The sequence below is a fragment of the Anderseniella sp. Alg231-50 genome (assembly GCF_900149695.1).
GTDB lineage: Bacteria > Pseudomonadota > Alphaproteobacteria > Rhizobiales > Aestuariivirgaceae > Anderseniella.
Window position 1 is genome coordinate 373,726 of record NZ_LT703006.1, and the last position, 25,455, is coordinate 399,180.

Sequence of the window (25,455 nt, forward strand, 5' to 3'; positions counted from 1 at the left end):
TTTCAAATGACTTATCCCCCCATGGGCCAGGTCAGCATGATCGCCGGCACTGCCAGCAGCACAACCAGTATTTCCATGATCAGCCCCATGCGGGCGTAGTCGGTGAAGTGGTATCCGCCGGGGCCCATCACCAGCGTATTGGACTGATGCCCGATCGGCGTCAGGAACGGCGCAGCAGCACCCACCGCCACGGCCATCAGGAATGCATCAGGGTTGGCATCAAGGCCAATGGCGACACGAACACCGATGGGAGCCATCAGGATCGCCGTGGTTGCGTTCGGCACCATGTCCGACATCCACATCGACACCGTCATCAGCAGCGCCAGCACCGCCCATACCGGCATGGAACCGGCATTCTCCACAATGGAGCTGGCGATCAGATCGGTACCGCCGGTGGCGTCCAGCGCCTGGCCGATCGGGATCATCGCCCCGAGCAACACCAGCACCGGCCATTCCACCCCGTCATATATTTCGTTGATGGAAATACAGGCAAACAGGATCATCGCCACACACGCTGTCACAAAGGCCACCGGCACCGACACCATCCCGCTTGACGCCGCCAGGATGGCAACGGCGAAAATGCCTGCCGGCAGTACTGCCCGCGTGCCGCCGTGCAAGGGCTGCAGGCCGCGTTTTTCAAGCACCATGCAGCCCAGTGACTCCAGGGCCACTTCCATCTGTTCGGCTTCTCCCTGCAGCAACAGCACATCGCCGGTGCGGAACTTGATGTTGCGCAGTCTTGCAATGGGACGGTCGCCGGCCCGCGACAGGGCCAGCAGGTTGATGCCATACCGCGCGTGCAGCCTGACACCGCGCATGGACTTGCCCTCAAGCATGGAATTGGGCATCACCACGGCCTCGACGACCTGCACAGCTTCGGTCCTGAAACCGGCTGGTGCGGCTTCCGGTGTACCCAGCTTGGACAGCTTTTTGCCGTCAGCCAGCGGGTTGATGACAACCGGATCGCCTTCCAGGATCAGCGTGTCCCGCGCCCTGAATTTTTCGCGGGCGGCCGGTGCCTGGCGGCGTACGCCATTGCGCACGATCGCCATCACCGTCACTTCATTCTCGCATTCGGCTTCCAGCTGGCTGATCCGTTTCCCGACCAGAGGCGAGCCTTCCGGCAGCGAAGTCTCGAACGTGTAACTTTCCACCTGGGTCAGGGCGCTGGTCAACTTGGGTGCGATGCGGGTCGGCAGGAACCGCCATCCGATCAGCGATACATAGATCACACCGCCAATGCACACGACCAGTCCGACAGGCGCAAAGTCGAACATGGCGAACGGCTGCCCGGTCAGATCCTGCCGGAAGCTCGAAATAACAATATTGGGTGGTGTGCCGATCAGCGTCACCATGCCACCCAGCAACGTGGCAAACGACAGCGGCATCAGCACCAGCGATGGCGACCGGCGGGCTTTCAGGGCATTGCGCAACGTTACCGGCAGCATAAGCGCAAGCGCACCGACATTGTTCATGAAACACGACAGGAATGCGCCAAGCGCACTGCCGGCAGCCACCTGTAAAGTTGTTGTCCGGCGGGTCGGCGACAAAAACCGCACCAGATAGTCCACCAGGCCGGAATTCTGCAGGGTGCGGGAAATGATCAGCACAGCAGCAACTGTAATGACAGCCGGATGGGCAAACCCCTGAAACGCCCTGTCCGGCGGCACGACACCGCCATAAACACCGGCCAGCAGCGCCATGACAGCAATAATGTCATAGCGCACCTTCCCCCACAGGAAACACGCCATCGCTATCGCGATAATCCCGAAAACCGTCAGTTGTTCCAACGTCATAAAAGCCAAACCGCATCCAGCGCGCCGCCCGCACTGAGCAAAGGCTAGCAGTCATGCAAGCTCATTGCCAGTAGCGTAACGGCACCCGATGGGCACAAGAATAGCCGCTCGTTTGACTGCAGAATCGGGGTGCGTTCGCCGCATGTATGGCGTTGGTCATGCCTTGGCGGGCGCGCAAACCTGACAGGTTTTGTCACATTGCGAGCACCTGTATTCTCCCAGAAAATTCCGCAGCAGGAGCTCTACACTGGGGGTTTCAGCCTGCTCGGCCAGGCTGATCAGCCTGGCTATGACCGGCTTTGTTTGCTCATCGAGGTCATCATATGGCTTCACCATGCCATCAGCGCGCTTTGCCTCGCCTTCCTGCCAGTCGAGCATGGCGCGGTCAGCTTCCCGGGTGTGGGCCGGTCCACCCTCACTGTTGTCGAAATACAGCGCCATCAGATCACCGAACAGGATATAGTCGATGCTGGTGCCACATGCAGCGCACCTGAACGAGCCATCCTCTCCACTGTTGAGCAGTTGCGCAAGCTCGGGCAGTTTCCCGACTGCCGCGATGCCACTTAACAGATAACGCGGAATGTACTCATCGTCTGAATGTTCGTGAAAGGTCCGTTCGCACAACGATCCGATGTCCGGCAGTAACGCCATGAAGCTGTCACGAATGTCTTCGAACTTTCGAAGTTCATCGTCGCCGGGCGGTTCCAGATCCATGATGTCACGGTGATCTGTGGACATCTGCTGTCCCACCCCCTTCCCCGGTTTTGCTCGGTAAGGATCGCGCGTTTGCTCCCAGCATTCCAGGTTGAGGGCAAGACCGTTCAGACTGTCGTTTGCACGGGCATCTTTTCCCGGTCTGCTGAACGCACATAAGGCGAGGTGACCAAGAAAGACTGCGATGTCCATGCGCTGCACCACATTGTCGTCGGGCTGTGCCAGCTTGAGCAGGTAAGGTGCCGCGGCGTATGTTGCGCCATAGCATGTTTCCTGATGGATCAGTTCACCATGCATGAGGTCGCCTGCGGCCTCTTCGTCCCAATGCTCTGCGAGTGCCACAAGTCCAAGCGGGATGTCCCCGGCGAAACCGTATGCGGTGTTGAGTTTGCACCACAGTGGGTCTGACAACGCAAGCATCAGGAAGACGTCTCTTCACCACACGCGGCCCGGAACCGCTCTACGGCAACCGCCATGCCGTACTCGAGCGCCTCAGCCGTGAGCCCGTGCCCAATGGAGACTTCGTCAATCCACGGCGCGCGCGCCAATAGCGGCGGCAGGTTGGCGACCGTCAGGTCATGACCGGCATTCAGGCCAAGGCCTGCATCGCGGGCGATCTCAGCCGCGGCCTGCAGCTTGTCCAGTTCCTTACTCGCTGCATCGTCGTCATCGAAGGTCGCACCATAAGGCCCGGTATACAGCTCAGCCCGGTCGGCGCCGGTTTCCGCTGCGATTGCGATGGTTTCGGCATCAGCATCGGCGAACAATGAAACCCGCATCCCCTCGCCCTTGAGCCGGGCAACAACAGGTTTGAGGAAATTGTGCTGCGACCTGAAATCCCAGCCGTGATCGGACGTGGCCTGTGCCGGATCATCGGGTACCAGGGTGACCTGGTGAGGGTGTACTTCAAGCGCTATTTCCATAAGCCGGTCATCAGGGTAGCCCTCGATGTTAAACTCCGCATCCGGGTATTGGGCCACAAGGTCAGCCAGCGGCTGCACGTCGGAGCGCCGGACATGGCGCTCGTCGGGTCGCGGATGCACGGTAATCCCCCAGGCGCCCGCCTCCAGCGCGGTCCGTGACAGGCCCACAACCGACGGCCACGGCAGATCGCGCCGGTTGCGCAACTGGGCAATGGCATTGACGTTTACAGACAGCTTAGTCGTCATTGTACTCATCCATGTTCACCGCTTCAGCGCAGCATCGGCCACAAGCTGACAACAAGCAAGATCGCCATAGAGATATTGAATATTTTCAACCTTGTGGGATGGCTCAGCCATTCCCTCAGCATGGACCCAAACATTGTCCAGATTGACGCAGACGGCAAATTAACAAGGAAAAACGCCACAGCAACCACGATAATCGAGACGGTTGCGTTGGCTGCATTGGTATACGTTGCCATGGCCACGACAGCTATTGCCCACGCCTTCGGGTTGACCCACTGAAACGCTGCCGCTTCCAGGAAACTCAACGGTCTGGCGCTTTCGCTGCTGCCTTCGGATATTGACCGTGACATGGCAATACGCCAGGCGAGATAAATCAGGTAGGCGCCCCCGGCCACTTTCAACGCCAGATACAGGGCTGGCACGCGCTGCAGCATTTCACCCAGCCCGAAACCGACACTGAGTAACAAGGCAAGGAAACCAAACCCGATGCCCAGCATATGCGGGATAGTTTTGCGGAACCCGTAGTTCACGCCGGACGCAAGCAGCATCAGGGTGTTTGGACCCGGTGTCGCGGAAGTCGCGAAGGCAAACCCAACCAGGGACACCAATATTCCCAGTTCCACTGCGACCTCAGACTTTCAGGGCTTCAGGCCCGCGCGAGATTGCCGTTACGCCCGTGCGCACGACTTCCGTCAGGCCGATCGGCTGCATCAGCGAGATGAACTGCTCAACCTTGCGGGACTTGCCGGTTATCTCGAACACGAAGGAATTCTGGGTAACATCGACAACCCGTGCCCGGAAAGCATCCGCCAGACGCAGGGCTTCCATGCGGTGCTCACCTTCGCCGGCCACCTTGATCAGCGCCAGCTCGCGCTCGATGGCCTCTCCGGTCACCGTAAGGTCGGCAACCGAATGGACAGGCACCATGCGCTCAAGCTGAGCCTTGATCTGTACCAGCACTTCGGCGGTGCCCGACGTGACAATGGTAATGCGCGAGACATGCGCCTCATGTTCGGTTTCAGAAACGGTGAGGCTTTCGATGTTATAGCCGCGGCCAGAGAACAGCCCGATGACCCTTGCCAGGACACCCGGTTCATTATCCACCACGATGGACAATGTGTGCTTTTCGATCGGATCCTTGTTGTCTTCCAGGAAGTACGCCGAAGCGGGTTGTTGCGTGCTCATGGTTTTAAAACTCCCTTTTCAGCTAGCGGGGCAGGACTGCCAAGCACCAGCCCGCCTCTCGCTATCAATATACCCAATGTGATGAGGCCAAGCGCGACCAGCGCGTTCGGTCCCGGAATTTCTGAAAACAGCAGCGCAGCCCACAAGACACCGGCAATCGGCACCAGCAGATTGAGTTGGCTGAAAAAGCTTGCCCCGGCGCGACCAATGATCGCGAACATGATCAAAGTTGCAATCGCTGCGTGCAACACCCCCAGGGTTACGACGGCGGACCAGGCCGTCGCGCCTGCCTGGACCGTCAGCGGGTCTTCCAGCAGGAAGGCGAACGGCACCACCATGACAGCAGACAACGCAATGATCATGGTCACGGCCGCGATCTTGTCCGGTGCCTGCATGCGCCGGATCAAAACCGCATTGAAACCGTAACTCGCCGCAGCAGTCAGCAATGCAAGCATGGCGACAAGATCAGCGGTCAGGCCGTGCAATGCGGCCTGTCCGACCAGCACACACAACCCCACGAGGCCAACGATCATGCCGGTTACCTTTCGCGAGTTCAGCTTGTCATCTACAGTAAAGACATGTGCCAAAACCATAGTGAGCAGCGGCATCACGCCCATCAATATCGCGGCAGTGCCGGGCGAGATCGTCTGTTGCCCCCACGCTATCAGACAAAACGGCAATGCATTTCCGGTCACGGCACTGGCCAGTAGCATCCACCACACACTCTTGCCTTTCGGAAATGACCGCTTTGTCACGGCCATGACCAGCAACAGGAACACCGCTGCCAAAAACAGCCTGATCGCCGTCATGGTAATTGGCGGCACTTCGTCGACACCGACCTTGATGAAGACAAACGACGACCCCCAGATGGCTGACAACAAGAGCAGCAATCCGTAATCACCCGCATTTGGAAGTCGATGCGCCATAAGGTGTGTCCGTGCCGGCCGCTAGACCAGCATCTTGCCTTCCTTGTCGATGGCCGAGCCAACTTCTTCATCCGACACATCTTCGCCCAGCAGCATTTCATTATGCGCCTTGCCGGACGGGATCATCGGGAAGCAATTGGCCAAGTTTGCCACCACGCAATCAAAAATCACCGGACCGGGCGTGTCGATCATTTTCTGGATCGCGTCATCCAGCTGATCCGGCTTGGTGCAGCGAATACCGGTGGCCCCGTAAGCTTCAGCCAGCTTGACAAAGTCCGGCATGGCCTCGGTGTAGGAATGTGACAGCCGGTTGCCGTGCAGCAATTGCTGCCACTGGCGCACCATGCCCATATGCGAATTGTTCAGGATGAATATCTTGAACGGCAGCTCATACTGAACCGCGCTCGACATTTCCTGGATCACCATCTGAACCGACGCGTCACCGGCAATGTCGATCACCAGCGCATCGCGATGCGCAACCTGCACACCCAGTGCGGACGGCAAGCCGTAGCCCATGGTGCCCAGCCCACCCGACGTCATCCAGCGGTTCGGCTCCTCAAACCTGTAGAACTGCGCCGCCCACATCTGGTGCTGTCCGACCTCGGTGGTGATGTACGTGTCACGGTCCTTGGTCAGCTCATACAACCGCTCGATGGCGTATTGCGGCATGATCACGTGTTTGTTCGGCTTGTATTTCAGGCATTCGACATTGCGCCAGGTGTTGATCGAATTCCACCAGCTTTGCATGGCATGTTCGTCAGGCTGGCCATTGCGTGCTTTCCACGCCCGGATCATCTGCGCCATGACGGTACCGACATCCCCGACAATGGGAATGTTCACCTTGATCGTCTTGTTGATGGATGACGGATCGATATCAACGTGGATTTTTATCGAGTCCGGCGAGAAGGCATCCGTCCTGCCGGTTATGCGGTCGTCGAACCGCGCACCCAGGCAGATCATCACGTCGCAGTCGTGCATCGCCATGTTGGCTTCGTAGGTGCCGTGCATGCCCAGCATACCCAGCCACTGCCGGTCAGACGCTGGATAGGCGCCCAGCCCCATCAGGGTCGAGGTAATCGGATACCCGGTCATACGCACCAGCTGGCGCAGCAGGTTGGATGCATCCGGGCCGGAGTTGATGACCCCGCCGCCGGTGTAAAACACCGGTCGCTTGGCATTCATCATGACTTCAACAGCAGCCTCCACGGCCGACGCATCACCTTCCATTCGCGGCTTGTAGGTCTTGTGCTCGATATTGTCCGGCTTGATATAGGCGCCGGTGGCAAACTGCACATCCTTCGGAATGTCGACAACGACCGGACCGGGCCGGCCGTGCGTCGCAACGTAAAACGCCTCATGCAGGATGCGCGCCAGGTCGTTGACGTCCTTGACCAGGTAATTGTGCTTGGTACAGGGCCGGGTGATACCGACCGTATCACATTCCTGGAACGCGTCATTGCCGATCAGGTGTGTTGGCACCTGGCCGGTGATGCATACCATCGGAATGGAATCCATCAGGGCATCAGTCAGTCCGGTGACCGCGTTGGTCGCACCGGGGCCGGACGTCACCAGAACCACGCCGCATTTACCGGTCGAGCGCGCATAGCCTTCAGCTGCATGGGTCGCACCCTGCTCATGACGCACCAGAATATGCTCGACATCTTCCTGCTGGAAAATCTCGTCATAGATCGGCAACACCGCCCCGCCGGGATATCCGAACATGTGTTCCACGCCCTGGTCCTTTAGCGCCCGCAGCACGATCTCGGCACCTGTCATCATCTCGGCTTCTTGGGCGTTTGCTGTCATGGTCTCGGACTCTGCTTTTATGTTCATCGTTCCAGGTTCTCTTTTAGGCTCGCTTCAGACAATAAAAAAGGCCCCCGAGGGAGCCATTTACGCGCACCACCTTATTCAGGTCAGTTCAGACTGACCCGGCGGAGCGCGTTCGTACCACTACTAGAATATTTTTCATGGGCGCGACCATAAGCGCAATATTTTGCCGGCGTCAACCGGCTAAATGCCGGTTGAGTTAAACAAAAGCCAATGCAGGCAGGTTTGTGAGACGCGTTTCAGAAAGTGAAATCGTCTTCCGTGAGCTGGCCGGCAGTGACACCGTTCACGTAAATGTAGCTGCCATTGTACGATACCAGCGCCTGGTTGCCGATCTGAGTAATCGTCAGATCATCAAACGTGATCGGCGGCCCGAGTTCGGGGCTTTGCTCGAAGCTGATCGTGTCAATACCATCTTCAAAATCGGTAATGGTATCCTTGCCCCAGCCATTCAGATGGTCAAACCAGAAAGTATCCGCCTTGGATCCGCCAGTCAGGTTGTCGTTGCCCTGACCGCCATTGATTTTGTCCTCGCCGGCTCCGCCATTGATTGTATCATTTCCGTCGCCGCCGGAAATCAGGTCATCACCGTCGCCGCCATCCAGATCGTCGTCGCCGCTTTCGCCAAAAATGGTGTCATCACCATCTCCGCCCTCAACGCGGTCATTTCCGCTGCCGGCAAAGGCCGTGTCATCGCCCTCACCGCCGATAATCGTATCGTTACCTCCCCGGGAATGTATTTCATCATCACCCGAAAGGCCCCAGAACACTTCGTCGGTGAAGTCACCGCTCATATAGTCATCGAATTTGCTTCCGATCTTGAGATTGAACAGGTTGAAAGGATCAAATTCCTTGAAGTCAAACGTGTCGGAAATCAGATAGTCGTCGAGTTGATATTTGGGGCCTGAAGGCATGGCACTTCTCCTTTTCCAATAATCACAAAGGTGTTGCTCTTGGATGAAGCCTGCCGTTAAATTTACGCAGCGTAAGTGATGATCCTCACATTGCCGGGACCAGGATGAGTCATGTGGGGGCTATTGTCAGACGCTTCGCCAACCACAAAGTCGCCGGCCAGCCGGACAAAACCTGACCTGCCTAATCAATGTCTCCGGCGAACACCACGCCGTCGCACTGTGACGTCAGGCGGCTGTCGCGTGACTTCACCAGCACCGGCTTTCCCGCCAGGATTTCCTTGCACCGCTGCAGGGTTTCCAGCTCCAGGCGCGCCATCGCCTCGCGGGTATAGAACGTCAGGTGCGGACTGAGCAGCACATTGTCCATCTCAAACAATTCGCTCAGGGGATGGCCGGCGAGGCTGAGAGGTTCCTGGCTGAACACATCGAGCCCGGCACCGGCAATGCGGTTCTGCTTCAGGGCAGCCAGCAGAGCTTGCTCATCAACAAGCGCACCACGTGCTGAATTGATCAGAAACGCGGTTTGCTTCATGCAGCGTAATTCCGCTTCGCCGATCAGGTGACGGGTTTCCGGTTTCAGGACTGAGTGGACGGACACGAAATCACACTGCGCCAGCATCTCGTGGAGGTTCTCGACTTTTTCGACACCCGCCGCCGCCATCTCATCCGTGCTCGCGGACGGGTCGTAGCCGATCACCCGGGCGCGGAAACCTGCACCCGCCATCCGTGCCATGCTCCTGCCGATCCGGCCCACCCCGACCAGGCCAATGGTCTTGCCGGCAACATCACTGCCCAGCCAGGCATTCTCCGGCCACACCCATCCGTCACGGCGCATGGTTCGCTGCAGCGGAACAAGCTTCCTGGCCAGCGCGATCATCAACGCGAAAGCACCTTCGGCCACTGTTTCCTCGGCATATTCGGGAATGTTGACCACAGGAACTTTGGCTGCATTGGCAGCCGCAAAGTCAATCGCATCGACCCCTACCCCGTACTTGACGACACCCTTGAGCCGCGCGGCACTGCGAAACACCCGTTCGGTGATCGGCGTATAGCACATCAACAACAGGTCAGCGTCTTGCGTCGCGATCACCAGTTCGTCTTCGCTCACATCATCCGGCAGCAGCACCAGTTCAGCACCACCGTCTCGGAAATGGCCATCGATCAGCGGACATTCCAGCTCCCGGTCCGTACGCACTATTTTCAACTTGTCGCCCACGCAAGGCCTCCCCTGATGCTCCATCACATACATTCAAATTGAACTTGGACACACCTGCAACGCGTGGCAATGTCTCACAATCAAAAACACCCTCATCCGAACATATCGGACAGCGTGTAACAATCGTTGCACAAGGAGATCGTCATGCTGAAATCACCCGCTCTTGACCCTGCCCTTATCGAGGCAAAAGTCGGATCCGGATATCCCTCACCCTTCAACGTATCCACGGCAGGCCGGGCCAAGCGCATGCTGACCAGCGCGCTGGGCCTGAGCCAGTTCGGGGTCAACATCACTGAACTGGAGCCGGACTGCGCCACGTCGCTCAGGCACTGGCATTCGCATGAAGATGAATTCATCTATGTGCTGGACGGAGAAGTGACCCTTGTGACCAGTGCCGGCGAACAGGTATTGACCAGGGGCATGTGCGCCGGTTTCCCTGCCGGCGTGGAGGACGGTCACTGCGTCGAAAACAGGTCCGGCAAACCGGCAACTATTCTGGAGGTTGGCAGCCGCGATGACCGCGACGAGGGCAACTACCCCGATGTCGATCTGCACTGCAAGCCCAATCGTTACAAGGATCCGCAGTTTACCCGCAAGGACGGCACACCGTACTGACCATTGCGGCAATCGGCAGACCTGGAGCAATCAGCCTGCCGCGGTTTGGACATCTCTCTCGGCGATCCACAACAGAAAAGCCACGCTTGTATCGCCGAAGTCGACTATACGGCGATCGTGCATGAGAAAACCCAGACCGTGCTCCTGGTCCCATGTGCAATCGAATGCGAAGCCTGTGTAAGGTATGCCATTCTTGGAAACCTGGTGCACTGATGCAGATTGCAGGCTTATCAGCGGCTTGAAATCTTCCAGATGACGCACCGCAGGCATCCATTGGTCGCACTCTTCCTTGCTGTAGCCATACTGTTCTTTGAGCGCCGGATATTCGTCTTGTAGTCTTTTCAGCATCGGCTCGGCGAGCAAAGCATGATTGTCCCTGAGCCACTCAACAGACCGAATTTCGTCATCGGACAACGGTGACATGTCGCGACCCTCTGGCGCAAAAGTGACTTCTACAAGTCGATCAGTCCGGCCTGCAGAGGCCTGTTGTGAAGCATACGCTTCGCCAACGAACTCATCCCAAATCGGCATTGACATCTTGGTTTTCCAGAAAAGTTTTTCGTATGCTTCGAACTCAAGATCATTCGGCATCATGCATGGCACCCATTTTTTTACGCGATAACTCAAAACGGCACTGTCGTGCCTTGTTGTCCAGTTTGACAAAAAAGCGGCGGTCAGGTTTCCCCGACCGCCGCAAAGCTCAATACTGACTGCCGATACGGCTTACTGAGCCTGACAGAAATACTTGATGCCGTCATAGCCGGTAAAGGTACCGGTGCGGGAATTGAACGACCGGTACCTGGCGCGGCAGTAGTCGAACCACTCGTCGGTCCAGGGTTCGATGGCGTCATCACGATAGAGACGGACGGGCTCCTCACGCACCGGCGCACGAACCGGCTCGTAATTGTCGAGGCAATCGTCATAGGCGCGGTCATAATGGCGCTGCCATGGCCCGGCGGTACCGACCGCGCTGCCTACAGCCCCTGTGGAACCGCCGATAATGGCACCCTTGCCCGCGCCTTTGCCACCGCCCAGCACGCCACCGATGATGGCGCCGATAGCGGCTCCGCCAACCGCGGTACCCAATGCATCCTGGCCACGGTCAATGCGGCTGTCCGCGTAGCGCTTGGCCTCGCGATGGCAACGGCCGTCCCTGGCTGATGCGGTATCTATGGTTGTCATGAAAACAGTGGCACCAAGTGCCGCAACGACTAAAGATTTCAATGCTGTAGAATACACGATCTCCGCTCCTCTGGTGGAAACGCCCCTATGTTTTCGGGAATATCGGGATTCTATGGCTTCATTGTGAGCAAATCCTTAACAAGGTCTAAATTTTCCAGTGGCCAGATCGGTCTTGGTACGTTCCTGAAGGTCAACTCCTGCAACCGCATGGACGCAATACCGCCGGCATCGACCAACAGGGTTTCACGCGCGATCAGCCCATAGGCAGCCTTGAAATGATTGCGGCTTTTCAGGCCGATTGTGGTCAGTTCTTCTGGGTTTATTCCAACCGACCTGAACACATTCAGGTCCATGACCGCCGTCGGCACCGAGGAGACAATCACGTCAATCCCGGCAATCCGCACCACCGCCGTCGCACCCATGGAAAACGCCACACCCTGCCACATGGGCCCGGCGCAGACGAACTCGCCATCCGTCAGGTTGACCACCTTTGCCTCAACCTCCAGGGGTGGTGTGAGGTCCGGCGCGCCCATGCCGCCCAGTGACAGCTGGACAATTGCGCCTACACCGGCAGTTACAGCCCGCTCGACGCTGGCCGGATCACTTATGGTGGCGAACGCCGCGTTCTCCAGCCCCTCAGCAATCATGGCGCGCAGCAGGTTGGGACTGTCGCCGTAAGCACCGCCTGCCGGGTTGTCGGCAAAATCAGCCAGTACCAGAGGCTTGTCTCCGGCTTCACCTCGTTTTGCCAGCGCCATGGCCTCCTCCGGCGTGGCAAACTCAAGCTGCGTATCATGCCGGCTTTGCCAGACCGCCTGCATGAGGTCACCGGCCGCTGTCCGTCCCGCCCGGTCATCGCTCGCTGTCACAACGACATTTGGACCGATGTCCGGCACGTCTGACCAGGGAAACCCGATCTGGATGGAGGCACACATGATACCGTCGCGTCCCTCAACTGTTTCTGCCAGTTTCAGAAGATCCGGCATCGGCTGGCCATCCGCCGTCTGGCCGTGATTAGCCGCGTCCATCATCGGCATGCGTGCCATCACCAGGTGAGGTCGCGCCGCGCCGCGCAGCACGTCTTCCATCAGCCGTGCCATGTGCAGCGCACGTTCGCGCTGATCCACATGCGGATAGGTGCGATAGGCCGTCATCATGTCGGCCGCCGCAATCATGGCCGGTGACACATTGGCATGCATGTCAAGCGTCACGGCAATCAGCATATCCGAGCCTGCCAGCGCCCGCACCTCACCCAGCAGGTCGCCTTCGGCATCAAGCGTGCTTTCGGTGACCATCGAGCCGTGCAGAACCAGTGCAACCGCGTCAAACTTTTGCCCCGCCTTTAACGGCTCCAGGATCAGATGCTTCACGCGATTCCAGTCGTCTGCCGCCATCGGTCCCGACGGACTGGCGGATGCCGCCAGCGGTATCTGCAGTGACCAGCCATAATCTTGTGCGGCCTCGATAAAACCGGCAATTTCGGTATTGGTACCGGCAAGCGCAGATGCCGCCTGCATGCCCTCATGCCAGTAGCGGGTTTCGAAATCGGCTTTCACGGTGGCAATACGGTTAAACGTATTGGTCTCGTGCATGATTTCCGCCACCAGCACATTGCTTGTCATGTCAACTGCCCCCGCACCGGGCAATCAACCCGTCCAGGTCCTGCCAGCCAATGCGCCTGTCCGGAGCATCGCCACCGGCAAACTTGTCGGTGCCATGTGCATCAGTCACACCGCCAAGCCGCTCGTAAAACCCGATTGCCGCTGCATTGTCCTCAAACACCCACAGGCAGATGTTCGTAGCACCACTGGCGCGTGCGGCCATCGCAGCCTCATGCATCAATATCCGGCCCAGACCGCGACCCTTGCTCTCAGGCAGGAGATGCAGGTGCTCGATTGTGAGATCATAGCCTTCGTCTTCCGGGTCGTCATGCAGGGCAATCAGCCCCACGATCGCGCCAGCCTGACACGCCAGTTTTACAATCGGATAGCGGTTTGTGGCCAGTGCTGCGCGCCAGTAGCGCACCCGCTCGCCGTCAACTTCACCGTCCAGATACCTGTCCGGCAGGATGCCCCGGTAGGTTGCCTTCCAGCTTTCCGCGTGCACCCGTGCCACGGCATCGGCATGATCCGGGCCAGCATCGACAATTTTGTTCATGTGAGTAAAACCTCAAGTGCCTGTTCCGGAGTATCCACCTTTGGCCAGTCCGTCATCTGGTTTCGAATCCAGGTCATCTGGCGCTTGGCATAATTGCGGGTCTGCTTTTGCGCCAGACCGACAGCATCCTTCAGCGGCACCTCATCAGCCAGGTGTGCCGCCAGCGCCGGGACACCGATGGCTTTCATGGCCGGCAGGTCCGGAGCAAGGCGTTGCGTCAACAACCGTTCAACTTCGCCCATTGCACCGCACTCAAGCATCACCTCAAACCGCGCGTCGCATGAACGGTACAGGTCTTCCCTCGGTGGCATCAGCGCCACCCGCCGCACCTCGGCGTTCGCCAGCACTGAGGTCTGTCTTGCCGCCGCGAAATGATCAAACAGCTGTTTGCCGGTAGCCTGCAGCACCTCCAGCGCCCGCACGACACGCTGTCCGTCTGCAGCTTCGATGCGGGCTGCGTCATCGGGGGCGGTCCGGGCCAGTTCCGCGTGCAGCGTGCAGGCACCCTCTCGTTGTAGTCGCTCGCGCCAGTGATCGCGGATATCGTCAGGCACGGCAGGCACCGGCGACAGGCCCTCCTCCAGCACCTTGAAGTACAATCCCGTGCCACCGGCAATGACCGGAACCTTGCCCGCTTGCCAGGTTGCTGAGATTTCCGCACTCGCCGCCTCAAGCCATCGCCCCGCCGACCAGGCCTCTGCCGCCGGAGCACATCCGAACAGCCTGTGCGGAACCCGGGCTTCGTCGGCGCGCGACGGCCGCGACGTCAGCACGTTCAGGTCTGCGTACAACTGCATGGCGTCGGCATTGATCACGACACCATTCAGACGCTCGGCAACGTCCATGGCCACAGCCGACTTGCCGCTGGCAGTCGGGCCTGCAATAAGGATGGCGGTTTCCAATCGAGTATTCCCCATGTCCCATGTCCTATCGCTGATTGCCGGTTCGCAAAAGTCCCCATTGCAGACAAAGCACATCAATGCTGCCTGCAAGCTGATGGAAAAACTCGGTGTGGAACTGGATACAGGCCATTGGCTGGCAGAAAAGATCGCCTGGCAGGTGGAGTTTGACAGAAAACCTGCCGAAGTCCTCGGCGCGGTCCGCAAGGCGGCCGCCAGATGGCCGGTTGACGTCAACATCGTGCCGGCTGCAAACCAGCGCAAGAAACTGCTCATCGCAGACATGGACTCGACCATGATCGAACAGGAATGCATTGATGAACTGGCCGATGCCGCGGGTGCAGGAGATGCAGTGAAGGCGATAACCGCACGTGCCATGAACGGAGAACTGGATTTTGAAGACGCGTTGCGGGAACGCGTTGCAGCGCTCAAGGACCTGCCGTCCGGTGTTATCGGCGAGGTCATTTCAACCCGCATCAGCTTCATGGCCGGCGGCCGCGACCTGATCGCGACCATGCGCCAGAACAGTGCCTATTGCGCCTTGATCTCGGGCGGCTTCACCCATTTTACCGCCTATGTCGGTGCTGAGCTGGGGTTTCACGAGCACCAGGCCAACGAGCTGATCATCCAGGATAACCTGCTGACCGGCGAAGTGGCCTCCCCCATTCTTGGCCGTGACGCCAAGGTTGCAGCCTTGCAGCGCATTACCGGCACATTCGGTTTTTCAATGGATGAGGCCATGGCAGTTGGCGACGGGGCCAATGACATTCCAATGCTGCAGGCCGCGGGCATTGGCGTGGCCCTTCATGCCAAGCCAGCGGTAAAACAGGAAGTCGACATTCAGATTGACCATGGCGACCTGACAGCCCTGCTCTACCTGCAGGGTTTCACGCGCGACGAATTCGCCCGACACCATTGAGTACAAATGCAAACGGCCAGGCAATCTGCCTGGCCGCTGCATGTCATGAACCTGTGATCCGGTTACTTTTTCTTCAGCCGCAAGGCGATGAAGTGCGGATCAAAGTTGCGCTGGGCTCGCAGCACCAGCATCAGGATTGAATTGTCACCGGCCTTGACCGCGGCCTCAACGGCCTTGGACAGTTCAGCCGGCGAGGATGCCTTGACATCACCGACCTCCGCAATCACGTCACCCGGGCGCAACTGCTTGTCGGCAGCAGCACCATCTGCGGCAACTTCGGCAACAATCACACCTTGCACCTTTTCCGGCACCTTGAACTTTGTACGCAGTTCGTCACTGATTTCCTCGACCTTGAGACCCAAAATCTCGATTTCCGCCGCGCCTGACGCTTCGGCAGCCTTCTTGCTGTCGGCCGCCTTAACAAGCTTCTCGCCTGTTTCAAGCCGGCCCAGCGTTACTTCGATGTCCAGCGGCTTGCCCTTGCGCAGCACGCCCACCTTGACCGTGGTGTCCGGTGCGAGCTGTCCGACGACACGCGACAACTGACGGCTGTCCTTCATTTCCCGACCGTCCAGCGACACCACCACATCACCGGCCTTGATACCGGCTTTCTCAGCCGGGCTGGTTGCAGTCACGTCTGCCACCAGGGCGCCGTGGGCTTTTTCCAGGCCGAGGCTTTCAGCCAAATCATCAGTGACGTTCTGAATGCGTACACCAAGCCAGCCGCGGCGAGTCTCACCAAACTTGATCAGCTGGTCGATGACATTGCGCGCCGTAGCGCTGGGCACTGAAAAACCGATGCCGATCGACCCGCCTGACGGCGAGATGATGGCGGTGTTCACACCGACAACCTTGCCGTCCATCGAAAACAGCGGCCCGCCTGAATTGCCGCGGTTGATCGATGCATCGGTCTGGATGAAATCGTCATAGGGCCCGGCATTGATATTGCGGTTCATCGCCGAAACGATGCCCAGCGTCACTGTACCGCCAAGGCCGAACGGGTTGCCGATCGCCATGACCCAGTCACCGACCCGAAGTGTTGAGGAGTCGCCAAATTCAACAAACGGCAAAGGTGTGTCGGACTTGACTTTCAACACCGCAATATCGGTCTTGGCGTCCTTGCCGACCAGTTCCGCCTTCAGCCGGCGGCCATCGTTGAAGATCACCTCGATTTCGTCGGCACCGTCAATCACGTGATTGTTGGTGATGACCGTACCACCGGCATCAATCACAAAACCCGATCCCAGCGAGTTTGCATTGCGCGGCCGGTTGGGGCGATTGCGGGGTGTTTGGCCCTGTTCCTGCTGCTTTTTGAAAAATTCTTCAAAAAACTCCCTGAACGGGGTTCCCTCCGGCACGTTCGGAACCGGTACGCCGTCGGAACCTGATACTTTCTGGCTGGTCGAGATGTTTACTACGGCAGGAGAAAGCTGCTCGGCCAGATCAGCAACGGGAGCCGGACCCTGCGCGCGCGCCGCCTGCATGCCAAGCGCCCATATGGCCAGCACCACAAAGGCGAACAACGTCACCCGCGTCATCATCTGAACCGCCAGGTTGGCGTTCCGTGTTGCTACTTTTGTTCTCGCTCTGCCGGTCATTGAGTACATACTCTCCTGAAGTGAATGCTTGTCGTCATGGTCGCCTTGAACTTGTAGCGGACCTGCACGACAGTTTGGAACCCGATTGTGGACATCATAAGCTGTTTTACGCAAGTACCGCCCAGCACGGATCGTAACGATTGCGTGACCCTGTTTCCCAACGAACAAATTCCACAAAAACAGACACGGGTTCTGCCGAAATCTCAGCCACATCCCGGCTCTATGCCAGAAAGCTCCTGGCCACCCAGACAATCAGAACTCCGACGCCGATCGAGGCCAGGCCAAAATTGCGCAACGTGTCGTCTGAGAACCGGGCTGCCATCTGGGCAAGATCCTTGAGACGACCAGGTGCAACAGCATAGAGCAGGCCTTCGATAACGAAGACCAGCCCTATTGCCATCACAAGTTCATTCACTACTTGCCCGGTGCCGACTGCTGAGTTCCGAAATACTTGAAGAACTCGGAGTCAGGCTTCAGTACCAGGGTCGTGTCGCTGTTCGACAGGCTCTTTGTGTAGGCCTGCATGGAACGGTAAAATGCGAAAAACTCAGGGTCCTGCTGAAAGGCTTCCGCGAACACCTTGTTCCGGGTTGCATCGCCTTCACCGCGCAGGATTTCAGACTCACGCTGTGCCTTAGACATCAACTCAACCGATTGCCTGTCAGCCTCCGCCTTGATGCGCGTCGCCTGCGCCTCACCAATGGCGCGAAGTTCCGCAGCTTCCGCAAACCGTTCCGCGTTCATGCGAGCATAGGTGTCTTTCAAAACCTGCTCCAGCAAATCGGTACGGCGGATTTTCACGTCAACCACCTCGATACCAAGCGCTTCTGCTTCGAGGCGCACCTGGTCGCGAATTTCGCGCATCATGGCTGCCCGGTCTTTTGAAAGAGCTGCATCAAATGACCGCCGGCCATAAGTCTGACGAAGAGCAGCATCGAGACGGGTTTCAATACGGTCCTTGGCGCGGTTGAGCGATGCGCCAACGGTTTCACGGAACCGGCGTGGATTGTTTACGCGGATCATGGTGACCGTATCAACGACATACCGCCGGCTATCAACCACCTGGACTTCCTTGTCCGGGCTTTCGAAGAACACGATACGGTCCTCGATGGGAATCACTTCCTGAAGGACCGGCAGTTTGAAATACAAACCCGGCTCGTCGATTTCCCGCTGGATTTCACCGAGCTGGGTGACCAGGGCCTTTTCCCGCTCGTCAACCACGAACACCGATGACCAGACGAGAAACGCAAGCGCTGCAAGAACAACCAATCCGAATGACTTGAACATGCCCATTACTGGTTACTCCCCGAAGACTGCTGACGCTTCTGTATTTCCGGCAATGGCAGATACGGCACGACGCCGGTTCCGCCCTGACCGCCGGAATTGCCTTCCACGATCACCTTGTTGGTATTCGACATGACGCCTTCCATCATTTCCAGGAACAGACGCTTGCGGGTCACGTCCTTGGCCTTGGAGTACTCGGCGAAAATGGAGTTGAAACGTTGCGCTTCACCTTCCGCCTCATTGACAACGCGGGCTGTGTAGCCTTTTGCGTCTTCGACGATCTTGGATGATTCACCACGAGCCTTACCCAGCACCTGGTTACGATACTGCTCGGCTTCACGGATGAACTGGTTCTGGTTCTGCTCGGCACGCTGCACTTCTTCAAACGCATCGGCCACCTGTGGTGGCGGATCGGCCCGTTCCAGCAGGACACCCAGAATGGAAATACCGGCCTTATAGGAATCAAGAGCCGCTTGAATCAGCTCACGAACCTGGGCCTGCGCGTCCAGGCGGCCCTGGGTACGGAAATCTTCCGCCCGTGTCCGGCCAACAATTTCACGCATCGCACTTTCCGATACGGTGCGAACCAGCATCTCCTGGTCGCGAACATTGAACAGGTATTGCTCCGGATCGCCGATCTTCCACTGCACCTTGAACTCAACATTGATCAGGTTCTGATCGCCCGCCAGCATCAAGTTGCTGGAGTTTCGGTCGCTGCCACCAAAATCGATCTGGCTGACGCTTTCCACAGGAAGCTTTTCCATGGTCTCTATCGGCCATGCGGCGAACCTCAGACCCGGCGTAACCGTGCGATTGTACTCGCCCAGCCGCAGCACCAGTCCCTGCTCTTCTGCTTCGACCGTGTGAAAACTGTTGAAAAACCACAATACGCCAACGGCAATCAGGCCAATAATCCACGGGCTCTTGCCACCGCTACCTTGTGGCAGAACGGTCTTGAGCCTGTCCTGGCCTTTGCGGATGAGATCCTCCAGATCAGGAGGATTTCCCGGACCGCCGCCGCCGCGTGGTCCACCACCGCCGGATGGTTTTTGTCCCCACGGTCCGTCGCCGCCGCCGTTTCCGCCGCCGCCTTGCCAGCCGCCGCCACCCTTTTTATTCCATGGCATGTTGTGCTCGTATCCTTGTCATTGGGCTTTTGCCGACCCTTGCAAACAGTCGACCCTCAGTCTGTCTTAGTTGGTATAGGCAAACGCGGACGTCAAGTCCATGGATCAACCCGCCTGCCAGATTACAAGTTGCTAATCAGCCACCGCAAACCTGATCATAAGCCTGATTCAGGCACCAGCACCTAGCGCGTCAGCGCCTGCGCATGCCAGGCCACATGATCGCCTATGAAGCTGGCAATGAAGTAATAGGAATGATCATAGCCCGGCTGCATGCGCAAAGTCAGCGGATGATCAGCCTGGGCACAGGCAACTTCTATGAGCCCGGGCTTCAACTGACCCTCGAGAAAATCGTCCGCATCGCCCTGGTCTATCAGGATCGGCAATTTTTCACCGGCCTGTGCAATCAGGGCGCAGGCGTCATGTTGAGCCCATGCATCCTTGTCGTCGCCCAGATAGCCACCCAGCGCCTTGTGGCCCCAGGGGCAGTTCATGGGCGATACTATTGGTGAAAACGCCGATACGGACCGGAATTTCCCGGGGTTTCTCAGGGCGATGGTGAGCGCACCGTGACCGCCCATCGAATGTCCGGATATGGCCTGCCTGTTAATGTCGGCATTAAAATCCACCGCCACCACTTCCGGCAGTTCCTGTGTGACATAGTCGTACATATGGTAGTGTTTCGCCCAGGGCTCCTGGGTGGCATTGACATAGAACCCCGCGCCAAGTCCGAAATCATAGGCAGAGTCAGGATCATCGGGAACACCGTCGCCGCGCGGCGATGTATCAGGTGTCACGATCGCCACACCGTGTTCAGCCGCATAGCGCTGGGCGCCTGCCTTGGTCACGAAGTTCTGATCCGTACAGGTCAGGCCGGACAACCACCACAGCACAGGCACTTTTGCATGCGCCGCCTGCGGCGGAAGAAAAATGGAAGCCGTCATTTCACAATTGCAGGCAGTGCTGGCGTGTGAAAACTGTATTTGCTCGCCGCCAAAGCAGACGTTCCGGCTCTCGATCTCGATACTTGTCATATAGCTGCACCCCGTTTCAGTAAAGCATGCCCATTTGTGCATACCCCGCATGATTTTGGCGCCACCGTCAATGCTTGCGTCCCGCGCCGTTTTCGCACACCTTGCGGCGGGGCCTGCTCCCCAGCAACGATCGGGTCTTCCATGTCTGTGCAATCCACATCTCTCACCCCCGACCAGGCGACCGTTTCGCGCGGCCTGGCGCTGATGGCGATTGCCATGCTCGTCGTTCCGTCCATGGACATACTCGGCAAGCTGGTTTCGAAGGAAATCAACGGTATCCAGGTCGCGCAGTGGCGCTTCGGCATTCAGGCGCTACTCATCCTGCCGTTCCTGTTGTGGCTGAAGGGTGGACGCAGTTTTCTGCCGAACCGCATTGGGCTGAACGTCATCCGCGCCGTTTTGATGGCCGCCGCCGTCACCAGTTTCTTCACCGCCCTGCGCTGGATGCCGGTGCCCGACGCCATTGCGGTTTTCTTTGTTGAACCGTTGATCCTCACCATCATGTCGGCCGTGTTCCTGAAAGAGCACATCGGCTGGCGCCGCCGCTGCGCCGTCGTGGTCGGTTTCATCGGCGCATTGATCGTCATCCAGCCGAGCTATGAAGTGTTCGGTGCGGTATCCCTGCTGCCCATCCTGACCGCGTTCCTGTTTGCAACCTACCTGCTTCTGACCAAGAAACTGGCGGCAACCGAGGACGCCCTCACCATGCAGTTTTTCTCCGGCGTGATCGGTTTCATCTTCCTGGCGCTGGTCGCCGGTACCGGCACGGCAGCCGGCATCTCCATTCTCGCCATCGTCTGGCCCAGCCCGATGCAGTGGATCATGCTGGCCGGCGTCGGCGTCATTGCAACCGTGTGCCACCTGATGATTGTCCACGCCTTCAAACGCGCTCCGGCCTCCGTGCTGGCACCGTTTCAGTACCTTGAGATCGTTTCCGCCACGATTCTGAGTTATCTGGTGTTTCAGGATGTGCCCGACGCCTGGAAATGGCTTGGCATTTCCATCATCATCGCGTCAGGCCTGTATGTCTGGTGGCGCGAGCGGCAAGTGAGCTAAGGCTGTTTTGACCAGCAGCGATTGCGGGTCGCACAATCCATCAATCACGTCGAAATGATGCCGGTCCGGCGCAATAATGCATTGCGTCCACGCCCCCAGGCCGCGCCAGACATTGGCGATCAGCTGAGACTGGCGCAGAAACTCCGGACGTTCCGCCTGACCTACGCACGCAGTAAGCCTGCACCGGGGATCGGGCGTCTTTAATGCAGGGCTGAGTTGCGTTGCTTCCCGGTCAGTCAGTTTCAGCCGGTCATTCATTTGGGTTTTCAGCAGTGGCCGCAGGTCGTGCAGGCCGGAAATGGAAACCGTGTGAACAATCCGCTGCCGGACTTCGAGCGGCAACGGCGACCCATCACACACCATGCTGGCTGCCAGGTGTCCGCCGGCCGAGTGTCCGGTCAGGACAAGGGGTCCTGTTATATTGTCCGCGGCGTGCCGGATGGCGGCGCCAACCATGCTGGCAATGTCGCCGATACCGGCCTCAGGGCAAAGAACGTAAGACGGCACGGCCACGGCACAGCCGCTGTCAACAGCACCCTTTGCAAGATGAGACCAATAGCTCTTGTCGAAATCCAGCCAGTAGCCGCCATGGATGAACACCAGCAGGCCTGCCGGTTCGTCTTCAGGCAGGAACAAATCGTAGACCTGGCGCGCGTGATCGCCATAGGCAATATCCAGTTCGCACCTGGCGTCTGCGCGATAACGGGCCGCAAGCTCAATCCATTCGCCGGGCCAGCGATCGCTGTCTGGAATATGAGCCGCGTTCGAATAGGCATCGTCCCAGTCGGTGATTTGAAACTGGTTCATCCGGGGGTCCTGACCCTACAACTCGGTTCTGACACGCCACAGTTCGGGAAACAGTTCCACTTCCAGCATGCGCTTGAGATAGGACACGCCTTCAGTGCCGCCGGTGCCCCGTTTAAATCCGATCACCCGTTCGACCGTCGTGACATGGTTGAACCGCCAGCGCCGGAAATAATCTTCAAAATCGACCAACTTTTCGGCGAGTTCATAGTGCGTCCAGTGGTCATGCGGGTTTTCATAAACCTGCTTCCACGCGGCCTGCACACTCACGTCGTGCTGGTATGCCTGCCGGACATCCCGGTTCAGGACATCCGCAGAAATGTCGAAACCCGCCCGGCTGAGGGCCGCAATTACTTCGTCATACAGGCTCGGGCGGGCAAGTTCTGTTTCAAGGATTTCGATCAGGTCCGGCCGGTGCGAATGCGGTTTCAACTGGGCATGGTTGCGGTTACCGACCACAAACTCGATGAGCCTGTATTGCCAGGACTGAAACCCTGATGATTGCGCCAGGTCTTCGCGAAAGGACGTATATTCGCTAGGTGTCATTGTGCGCAGGACGTCCCAGGCATTGTTGAGCTGCTCGAATATCTTGGATACCCGCGCCAGCATTTTGAATGCCGGTGGAAAGCGGTCGTCATGAATGGCCGCACGCGCCGCATTCATTTCATGAAGCGCCAGCCGCATCCACAGTTCCGACGTCTGGTGCTGAATAATAAACAGCATTTCGTCGTGTGTCTGTCCCAGCGGCGTTTGCGCGGCCAGTATCTGATCCAGGTTCAGATAATCGACATAGCTCATCTTGGCGCTGAAGTTCATCTCGGCGCCCTCGTCAGCAGGACTGTAAGGTTGATCGCTCATCAGGTCACCGCCGCGCGTTGTTTGAACTCCTGCCGGTCCCAGGTCCTGTTGGTCATGATATCCTCCAGGACAGCCACGGCCTTCAGCACATCCTCGGCGTCGATGTAGAGCGGTGTGAATCCGAAGCGCATGACATCCGGTGCGCGGAAGTCGCCGATCACTCCGGCTGCAATCAGAGCCTGCATGGCGGCATAGCCTTCCTCGAAAGCGAACGAGACCTGAGAGCCCCGGTTTTCACTGGCGCGCGGGCTGACCAGTGTCAGTTGCGGGCAACGGCTTTCGACTTCCCGGATAAACAGCTCCGACAATTCGATGGACCTGGCGCGCACCTCGTGCATCGAGACCCCCTCCCAGACATCAAGTGCCGCATCGAGTGCTGCCATCTGCAGCACCGGCGGCGTGCCCACCCGCATGCGTTCAATGCCCGGCGAAGGCTGATAACCCATATCAAAAGCAAACGGCGATGCGTGGCCCATCCAGCCCGACAGGGCCGGTTCGGCTTCGTCGGCAAGATCGGGACGGGTATAGATGAAGGCAGGTGAACCCGGTCCTGCATTGAGGTATTTGTAGGTACATCCAACCGCAAATTCCGCCCTGCTGCCTTCAAGGTCCACCGGTAGCGCACCTGCAGAATGCGCCAGGTCCCACAACGCCACGGCACCTGCGTCATGGGCTTTGCGGGTCAGTGACGCCATATCGTGCAGGCGTCCTGTCCTGTAATCAACCTGGGTCAGCATCATGACTGCAACACTCTCGTCCAGGTGGTCTTCCACCTGTTCCGGCGGCACGACCTTGAGCTCGATATCGCCGTCGATCAGCTTGATGAGTCCTTCAGCCATGTACAGGTCGGTGGGAAAATTACCGGTATCAGACAGGATGACCGTCCGGTCCGGGCGCATTTTCAACCCCGCCGCCAGTGCTTGATAGACCTTGATGGACAGCGTGTCGCCGAGCACGACACTGTTGTCAGGCGCACCGATAAGTGGTGCCAGCCGGTTTCCCAGCACCGCCGGCTGATAAAACCATCCGGCCTCGTTCCAGCCCTTGATCAGCAGATCGCCCCACTCGCCCGTCACGGTCTGCGCAATTCTCTCCGCAGCCTTCTTCGGCAACGGACCAAGCGAATTTCCATCCAGATAGATGATACCTTCAGGCAGGTGAAAATGCTGCTTTCTCATGTCGACCTCGCTCACAGCGGCGTTCCCGCGCTCTTGGGGAATCATACCGGATATTTGTGCCTGAGCGAAAAAGTGCCTCTCCAACGCTCAGCTTTTATAGCCTGCGCCGCGAACAAGCGAGCGAGCTCGCTTTCGGTTGCACTTCGGGTCGGGCTGATAGTCAGCCCGAGGATGCACATACCACGTCTGGAAAAATACTTCAAACTTAAAGTAATTTGACCCGCCGCAGTTCCCGTTCCAGCACGTCCAGGAACCTGGACCTGTCCTGTTTGGAAAACGGCTTGCCGCCACCGCCCTGATTGAGCGGGTTGGCGGCGCGCAGGTCGGTCATCAGGTCGCGCATCGACAATATCTGGCCGATGTTCTTCTCATCCAGCACTTCACCATTGTGTTTCACCACGCAGGCACCGCCTTCGATGCATTTCGCCGCCAGCGGAATATCGCCAGTAATGCAGATGTCGCCCTTGCCTGCCCTGTCTGCAATCCACATGTCCGCCACGTCCGGCCCGTCCGGCACGATCACCGTTTCAACCAGCGGATCGGGATCAGGCCGGATACCGCCGTTCGACACAATGAACACCTTGACCGCGTGGCGGGTTGCCACGCGGGTTACTTCGGCCTTCACCGGGCAGGCATCGGCATCAACATAGATGGCGGTCAATAGACAACGACGGCACGGATCGAGTCGCCGGCATGCATCAGGTCAAAGCCCTTGTTGATGTCCTCCAGCGCCAGCGTGTGGGTGATCATCGGATCAATGTCGATCTTGCCGTCCATGTACCAGTCGACGATCTTCGGCACATCGGTGCGGCCCCTGGCGCCGCCAAACGCCGTGCCGCGCCATGACCTGCCGGTGACAAGCTGGAACGGACGCGTGGATATCTCCTGGCCCGCACCTGCAACACCGATGATGATGCTTTCACCCCAGCCCTTGTGGGCACACTCTAAAGCCATGCGCATCAGGTTGACATTGCCGACACACTCAAACGAGTAATCAGCC

27 protein-coding genes are annotated in these 25,455 nt (G+C 58.3%); 3 read left to right on the forward strand and 24 right to left on the reverse strand.

The annotated features are described in order from the left end of the window. Positions 1-11 precede the first annotated feature (11 nt). From DHN55_RS19860 to DHN55_RS19900, 9 genes are all read right to left on the reverse strand, one after another. A complete protein-coding gene (locus tag DHN55_RS19860) occupies positions 12-1,796 on the reverse strand; it encodes an SLC13 family permease (RefSeq protein WP_108883280.1) in 1,785 nt (594 codons plus the stop codon). Positions 1,797-1,952: 156 nt separating this feature from the next. Beyond that, on the reverse strand, positions 1,953-2,930 hold the full coding sequence (locus DHN55_RS19865; RefSeq protein WP_108883281.1) for a hypothetical protein: 978 nt from the start codon (positions 2,928-2,930) through the stop codon (positions 1,953-1,955). Then, the gene (locus DHN55_RS19870) at positions 2,930-3,679 is read right to left on the reverse strand and encodes a pyridoxine 5'-phosphate synthase (protein ID WP_108883282.1); all 750 of its coding nucleotides are present in this window, start codon (positions 3,677-3,679) and stop codon (positions 2,930-2,932) included. The genes DHN55_RS19865 and DHN55_RS19870 overlap by 1 nt, the downstream gene beginning before the upstream one ends. Positions 3,680-3,702: 23 nt before the next feature. Beyond that, on the reverse strand, positions 3,703-4,299 hold the full coding sequence (locus DHN55_RS19875) for a LysE family transporter (protein WP_108883283.1): 597 nt from the start codon (positions 4,297-4,299) through the stop codon (positions 3,703-3,705). Between the two features lie 7 nt (positions 4,300-4,306). Continuing rightward, positions 4,307-4,861, reverse strand: coding sequence for an acetolactate synthase small subunit (gene ilvN, locus DHN55_RS19880; RefSeq protein ID WP_108883284.1), 555 nt, complete (start codon positions 4,859-4,861; stop codon positions 4,307-4,309). Then, positions 4,858-5,787: an EamA family transporter gene (locus DHN55_RS19885; protein WP_108883285.1), complete on the reverse strand. Its 930-nt coding sequence runs from the start codon at positions 5,785-5,787 to the stop codon at positions 4,858-4,860. Before DHN55_RS19885 ends, ilvN begins: the two co-directional genes overlap by 4 nt. A gap of 21 nt (positions 5,788-5,808) precedes the next feature. Next, a complete protein-coding gene (locus tag DHN55_RS19890) occupies positions 5,809-7,593 on the reverse strand; it encodes an acetolactate synthase 3 large subunit (protein WP_108883326.1) in 1,785 nt (594 codons plus the stop codon). A gap of 263 nt (positions 7,594-7,856) precedes the next feature. Next, the gene (locus DHN55_RS19895) at positions 7,857-8,531 is read right to left on the reverse strand and encodes an alkaline phosphatase (RefSeq protein ID WP_108883286.1); all 675 of its coding nucleotides are present in this window, start codon (positions 8,529-8,531) and stop codon (positions 7,857-7,859) included. A 181-nt stretch (positions 8,532-8,712) separates the two neighbouring features. Then, entirely contained in the window at positions 8,713-9,747 is a 1,035-nt protein-coding gene (locus DHN55_RS19900) for a 2-hydroxyacid dehydrogenase (protein WP_337660585.1), read from the reverse strand. A gap of 144 nt (positions 9,748-9,891) precedes the next feature. Here DHN55_RS19900 and DHN55_RS19905 point away from each other — a divergent pair, with 144 nt between their 5' ends. After that, complete coding sequence (locus DHN55_RS19905; protein ID WP_108883287.1) at positions 9,892-10,362, forward strand: cupin domain-containing protein; 471 nt, start codon at positions 9,892-9,894, stop codon at positions 10,360-10,362. A 30-nt stretch (positions 10,363-10,392) separates the two neighbouring features. Here DHN55_RS19905 and DHN55_RS19910 read toward each other — a convergent pair whose 3' ends face one another. The 5 genes from DHN55_RS19910 to miaA form a co-directional block, all read right to left on the reverse strand. After that, positions 10,393-10,956 carry a DUF6985 domain-containing protein gene (locus tag DHN55_RS19910; protein WP_108883288.1) on the reverse strand — a complete coding sequence of 188 codons (564 nt, stop codon included), beginning with the start codon at positions 10,954-10,956 and terminating at the stop codon, positions 10,393-10,395. Between the two features lie 129 nt (positions 10,957-11,085). Further along, positions 11,086-11,544 carry a BA14K family protein gene (locus tag DHN55_RS19915; protein ID WP_337660586.1) on the reverse strand — a complete coding sequence of 153 codons (459 nt, stop codon included), beginning with the start codon at positions 11,542-11,544 and terminating at the stop codon, positions 11,086-11,088. A 110-nt stretch (positions 11,545-11,654) separates the two neighbouring features. Further along, complete coding sequence (locus DHN55_RS19920; RefSeq protein WP_108883289.1) at positions 11,655-13,166, reverse strand: M81 family metallopeptidase; 1,512 nt, start codon at positions 13,164-13,166, stop codon at positions 11,655-11,657. Position 13,167: 1 nt separating this feature from the next. Next, positions 13,168-13,701 (reverse strand): GNAT family N-acetyltransferase, encoded by a 534-nt coding sequence (locus DHN55_RS19925; protein ID WP_108883290.1) that lies wholly within the window; start codon positions 13,699-13,701, stop codon positions 13,168-13,170. Next, positions 13,698-14,618 (reverse strand): tRNA (adenosine(37)-N6)-dimethylallyltransferase MiaA, encoded by a 921-nt coding sequence (miaA, locus tag DHN55_RS19930; RefSeq protein WP_337660587.1) that lies wholly within the window; start codon positions 14,616-14,618, stop codon positions 13,698-13,700. The genes DHN55_RS19925 and miaA overlap by 4 nt, the downstream gene beginning before the upstream one ends. On the opposite strand from miaA, the gene serB reads away from it, so the two are divergent. Then, a complete protein-coding gene (serB, locus tag DHN55_RS19935) occupies positions 14,617-15,519 on the forward strand; it encodes a phosphoserine phosphatase SerB (protein ID WP_337660588.1) in 903 nt (300 codons plus the stop codon). The two genes, miaA and serB, sit on opposite strands and share 2 nt — an antisense overlap. 62 nt (positions 15,520-15,581) lie before the next feature. On the opposite strand, the gene DHN55_RS19940 is transcribed toward serB, so the two are convergent. The 5 genes from DHN55_RS19940 to fghA form a co-directional block, all read right to left on the reverse strand. Continuing rightward, positions 15,582-17,117: a Do family serine endopeptidase gene (locus DHN55_RS19940; protein WP_337660589.1), complete on the reverse strand. Its 1,536-nt coding sequence runs from the start codon at positions 17,115-17,117 to the stop codon at positions 15,582-15,584. A 220-nt stretch (positions 17,118-17,337) separates the two neighbouring features. Further along, positions 17,338-17,517, reverse strand: a complete 180-nt coding sequence (locus DHN55_RS19945) for a DUF2065 domain-containing protein (protein ID WP_337660590.1) — start codon at positions 17,515-17,517, stop codon at positions 17,338-17,340. Positions 17,518-17,531: 14 nt separating this feature from the next. Next, positions 17,532-18,410 (reverse strand): protease modulator HflC, encoded by an 879-nt coding sequence (hflC, locus tag DHN55_RS19950; protein ID WP_108883292.1) that lies wholly within the window; start codon positions 18,408-18,410, stop codon positions 17,532-17,534. Beyond that, on the reverse strand, positions 18,410-19,528 hold the full coding sequence (gene hflK / locus DHN55_RS19955; RefSeq protein ID WP_108883293.1) for an FtsH protease activity modulator HflK: 1,119 nt from the start codon (positions 19,526-19,528) through the stop codon (positions 18,410-18,412). The genes hflC and hflK overlap by 1 nt, the downstream gene beginning before the upstream one ends. A 182-nt stretch (positions 19,529-19,710) precedes the next feature. Next, positions 19,711-20,559, reverse strand: coding sequence for an S-formylglutathione hydrolase (gene fghA / locus DHN55_RS19960; RefSeq protein WP_108883294.1), 849 nt, complete (start codon positions 20,557-20,559; stop codon positions 19,711-19,713). Between the two features lie 141 nt (positions 20,560-20,700). On the opposite strand from fghA, the gene DHN55_RS19965 reads away from it, so the two are divergent. Beyond that, positions 20,701-21,615: an EamA family transporter gene (locus tag DHN55_RS19965; protein ID WP_108883295.1), complete on the forward strand. Its 915-nt coding sequence runs from the start codon at positions 20,701-20,703 to the stop codon at positions 21,613-21,615. Here DHN55_RS19965 and DHN55_RS19970 read toward each other — a convergent pair. The 5 genes from DHN55_RS19970 to DHN55_RS19990 form a co-directional block, all read right to left on the reverse strand. Further along, the gene (locus DHN55_RS19970; RefSeq protein WP_108883296.1) at positions 21,574-22,422 is read right to left on the reverse strand and encodes an alpha/beta fold hydrolase; all 849 of its coding nucleotides are present in this window, start codon (positions 22,420-22,422) and stop codon (positions 21,574-21,576) included. The two genes, DHN55_RS19965 and DHN55_RS19970, sit on opposite strands and share 42 nt — an antisense overlap. A 15-nt stretch (positions 22,423-22,437) precedes the next feature. Next, positions 22,438-23,277, reverse strand: a complete 840-nt coding sequence (kynA, locus tag DHN55_RS19975; protein ID WP_108883297.1) for a tryptophan 2,3-dioxygenase — start codon at positions 23,275-23,277, stop codon at positions 22,438-22,440. Then, a complete protein-coding gene (kynU, locus tag DHN55_RS19980; RefSeq protein ID WP_443111143.1) occupies positions 23,277-24,470 on the reverse strand; it encodes a kynureninase in 1,194 nt (397 codons plus the stop codon). The genes kynA and kynU overlap by 1 nt, the downstream gene beginning before the upstream one ends. A gap of 190 nt (positions 24,471-24,660) precedes the next feature. Further along, positions 24,661-25,116, reverse strand: coding sequence for a YaiI/YqxD family protein (locus tag DHN55_RS19985; RefSeq protein WP_108883298.1), 456 nt, complete (start codon positions 25,114-25,116; stop codon positions 24,661-24,663). Continuing rightward, positions 25,113-25,455, reverse strand: a 343-nt coding sequence (locus DHN55_RS19990) for a zinc-binding dehydrogenase (RefSeq protein WP_337660591.1), incomplete at its 5' end; no start/stop codon positions are given. The genes DHN55_RS19985 and DHN55_RS19990, both read right to left, overlap by 4 nt.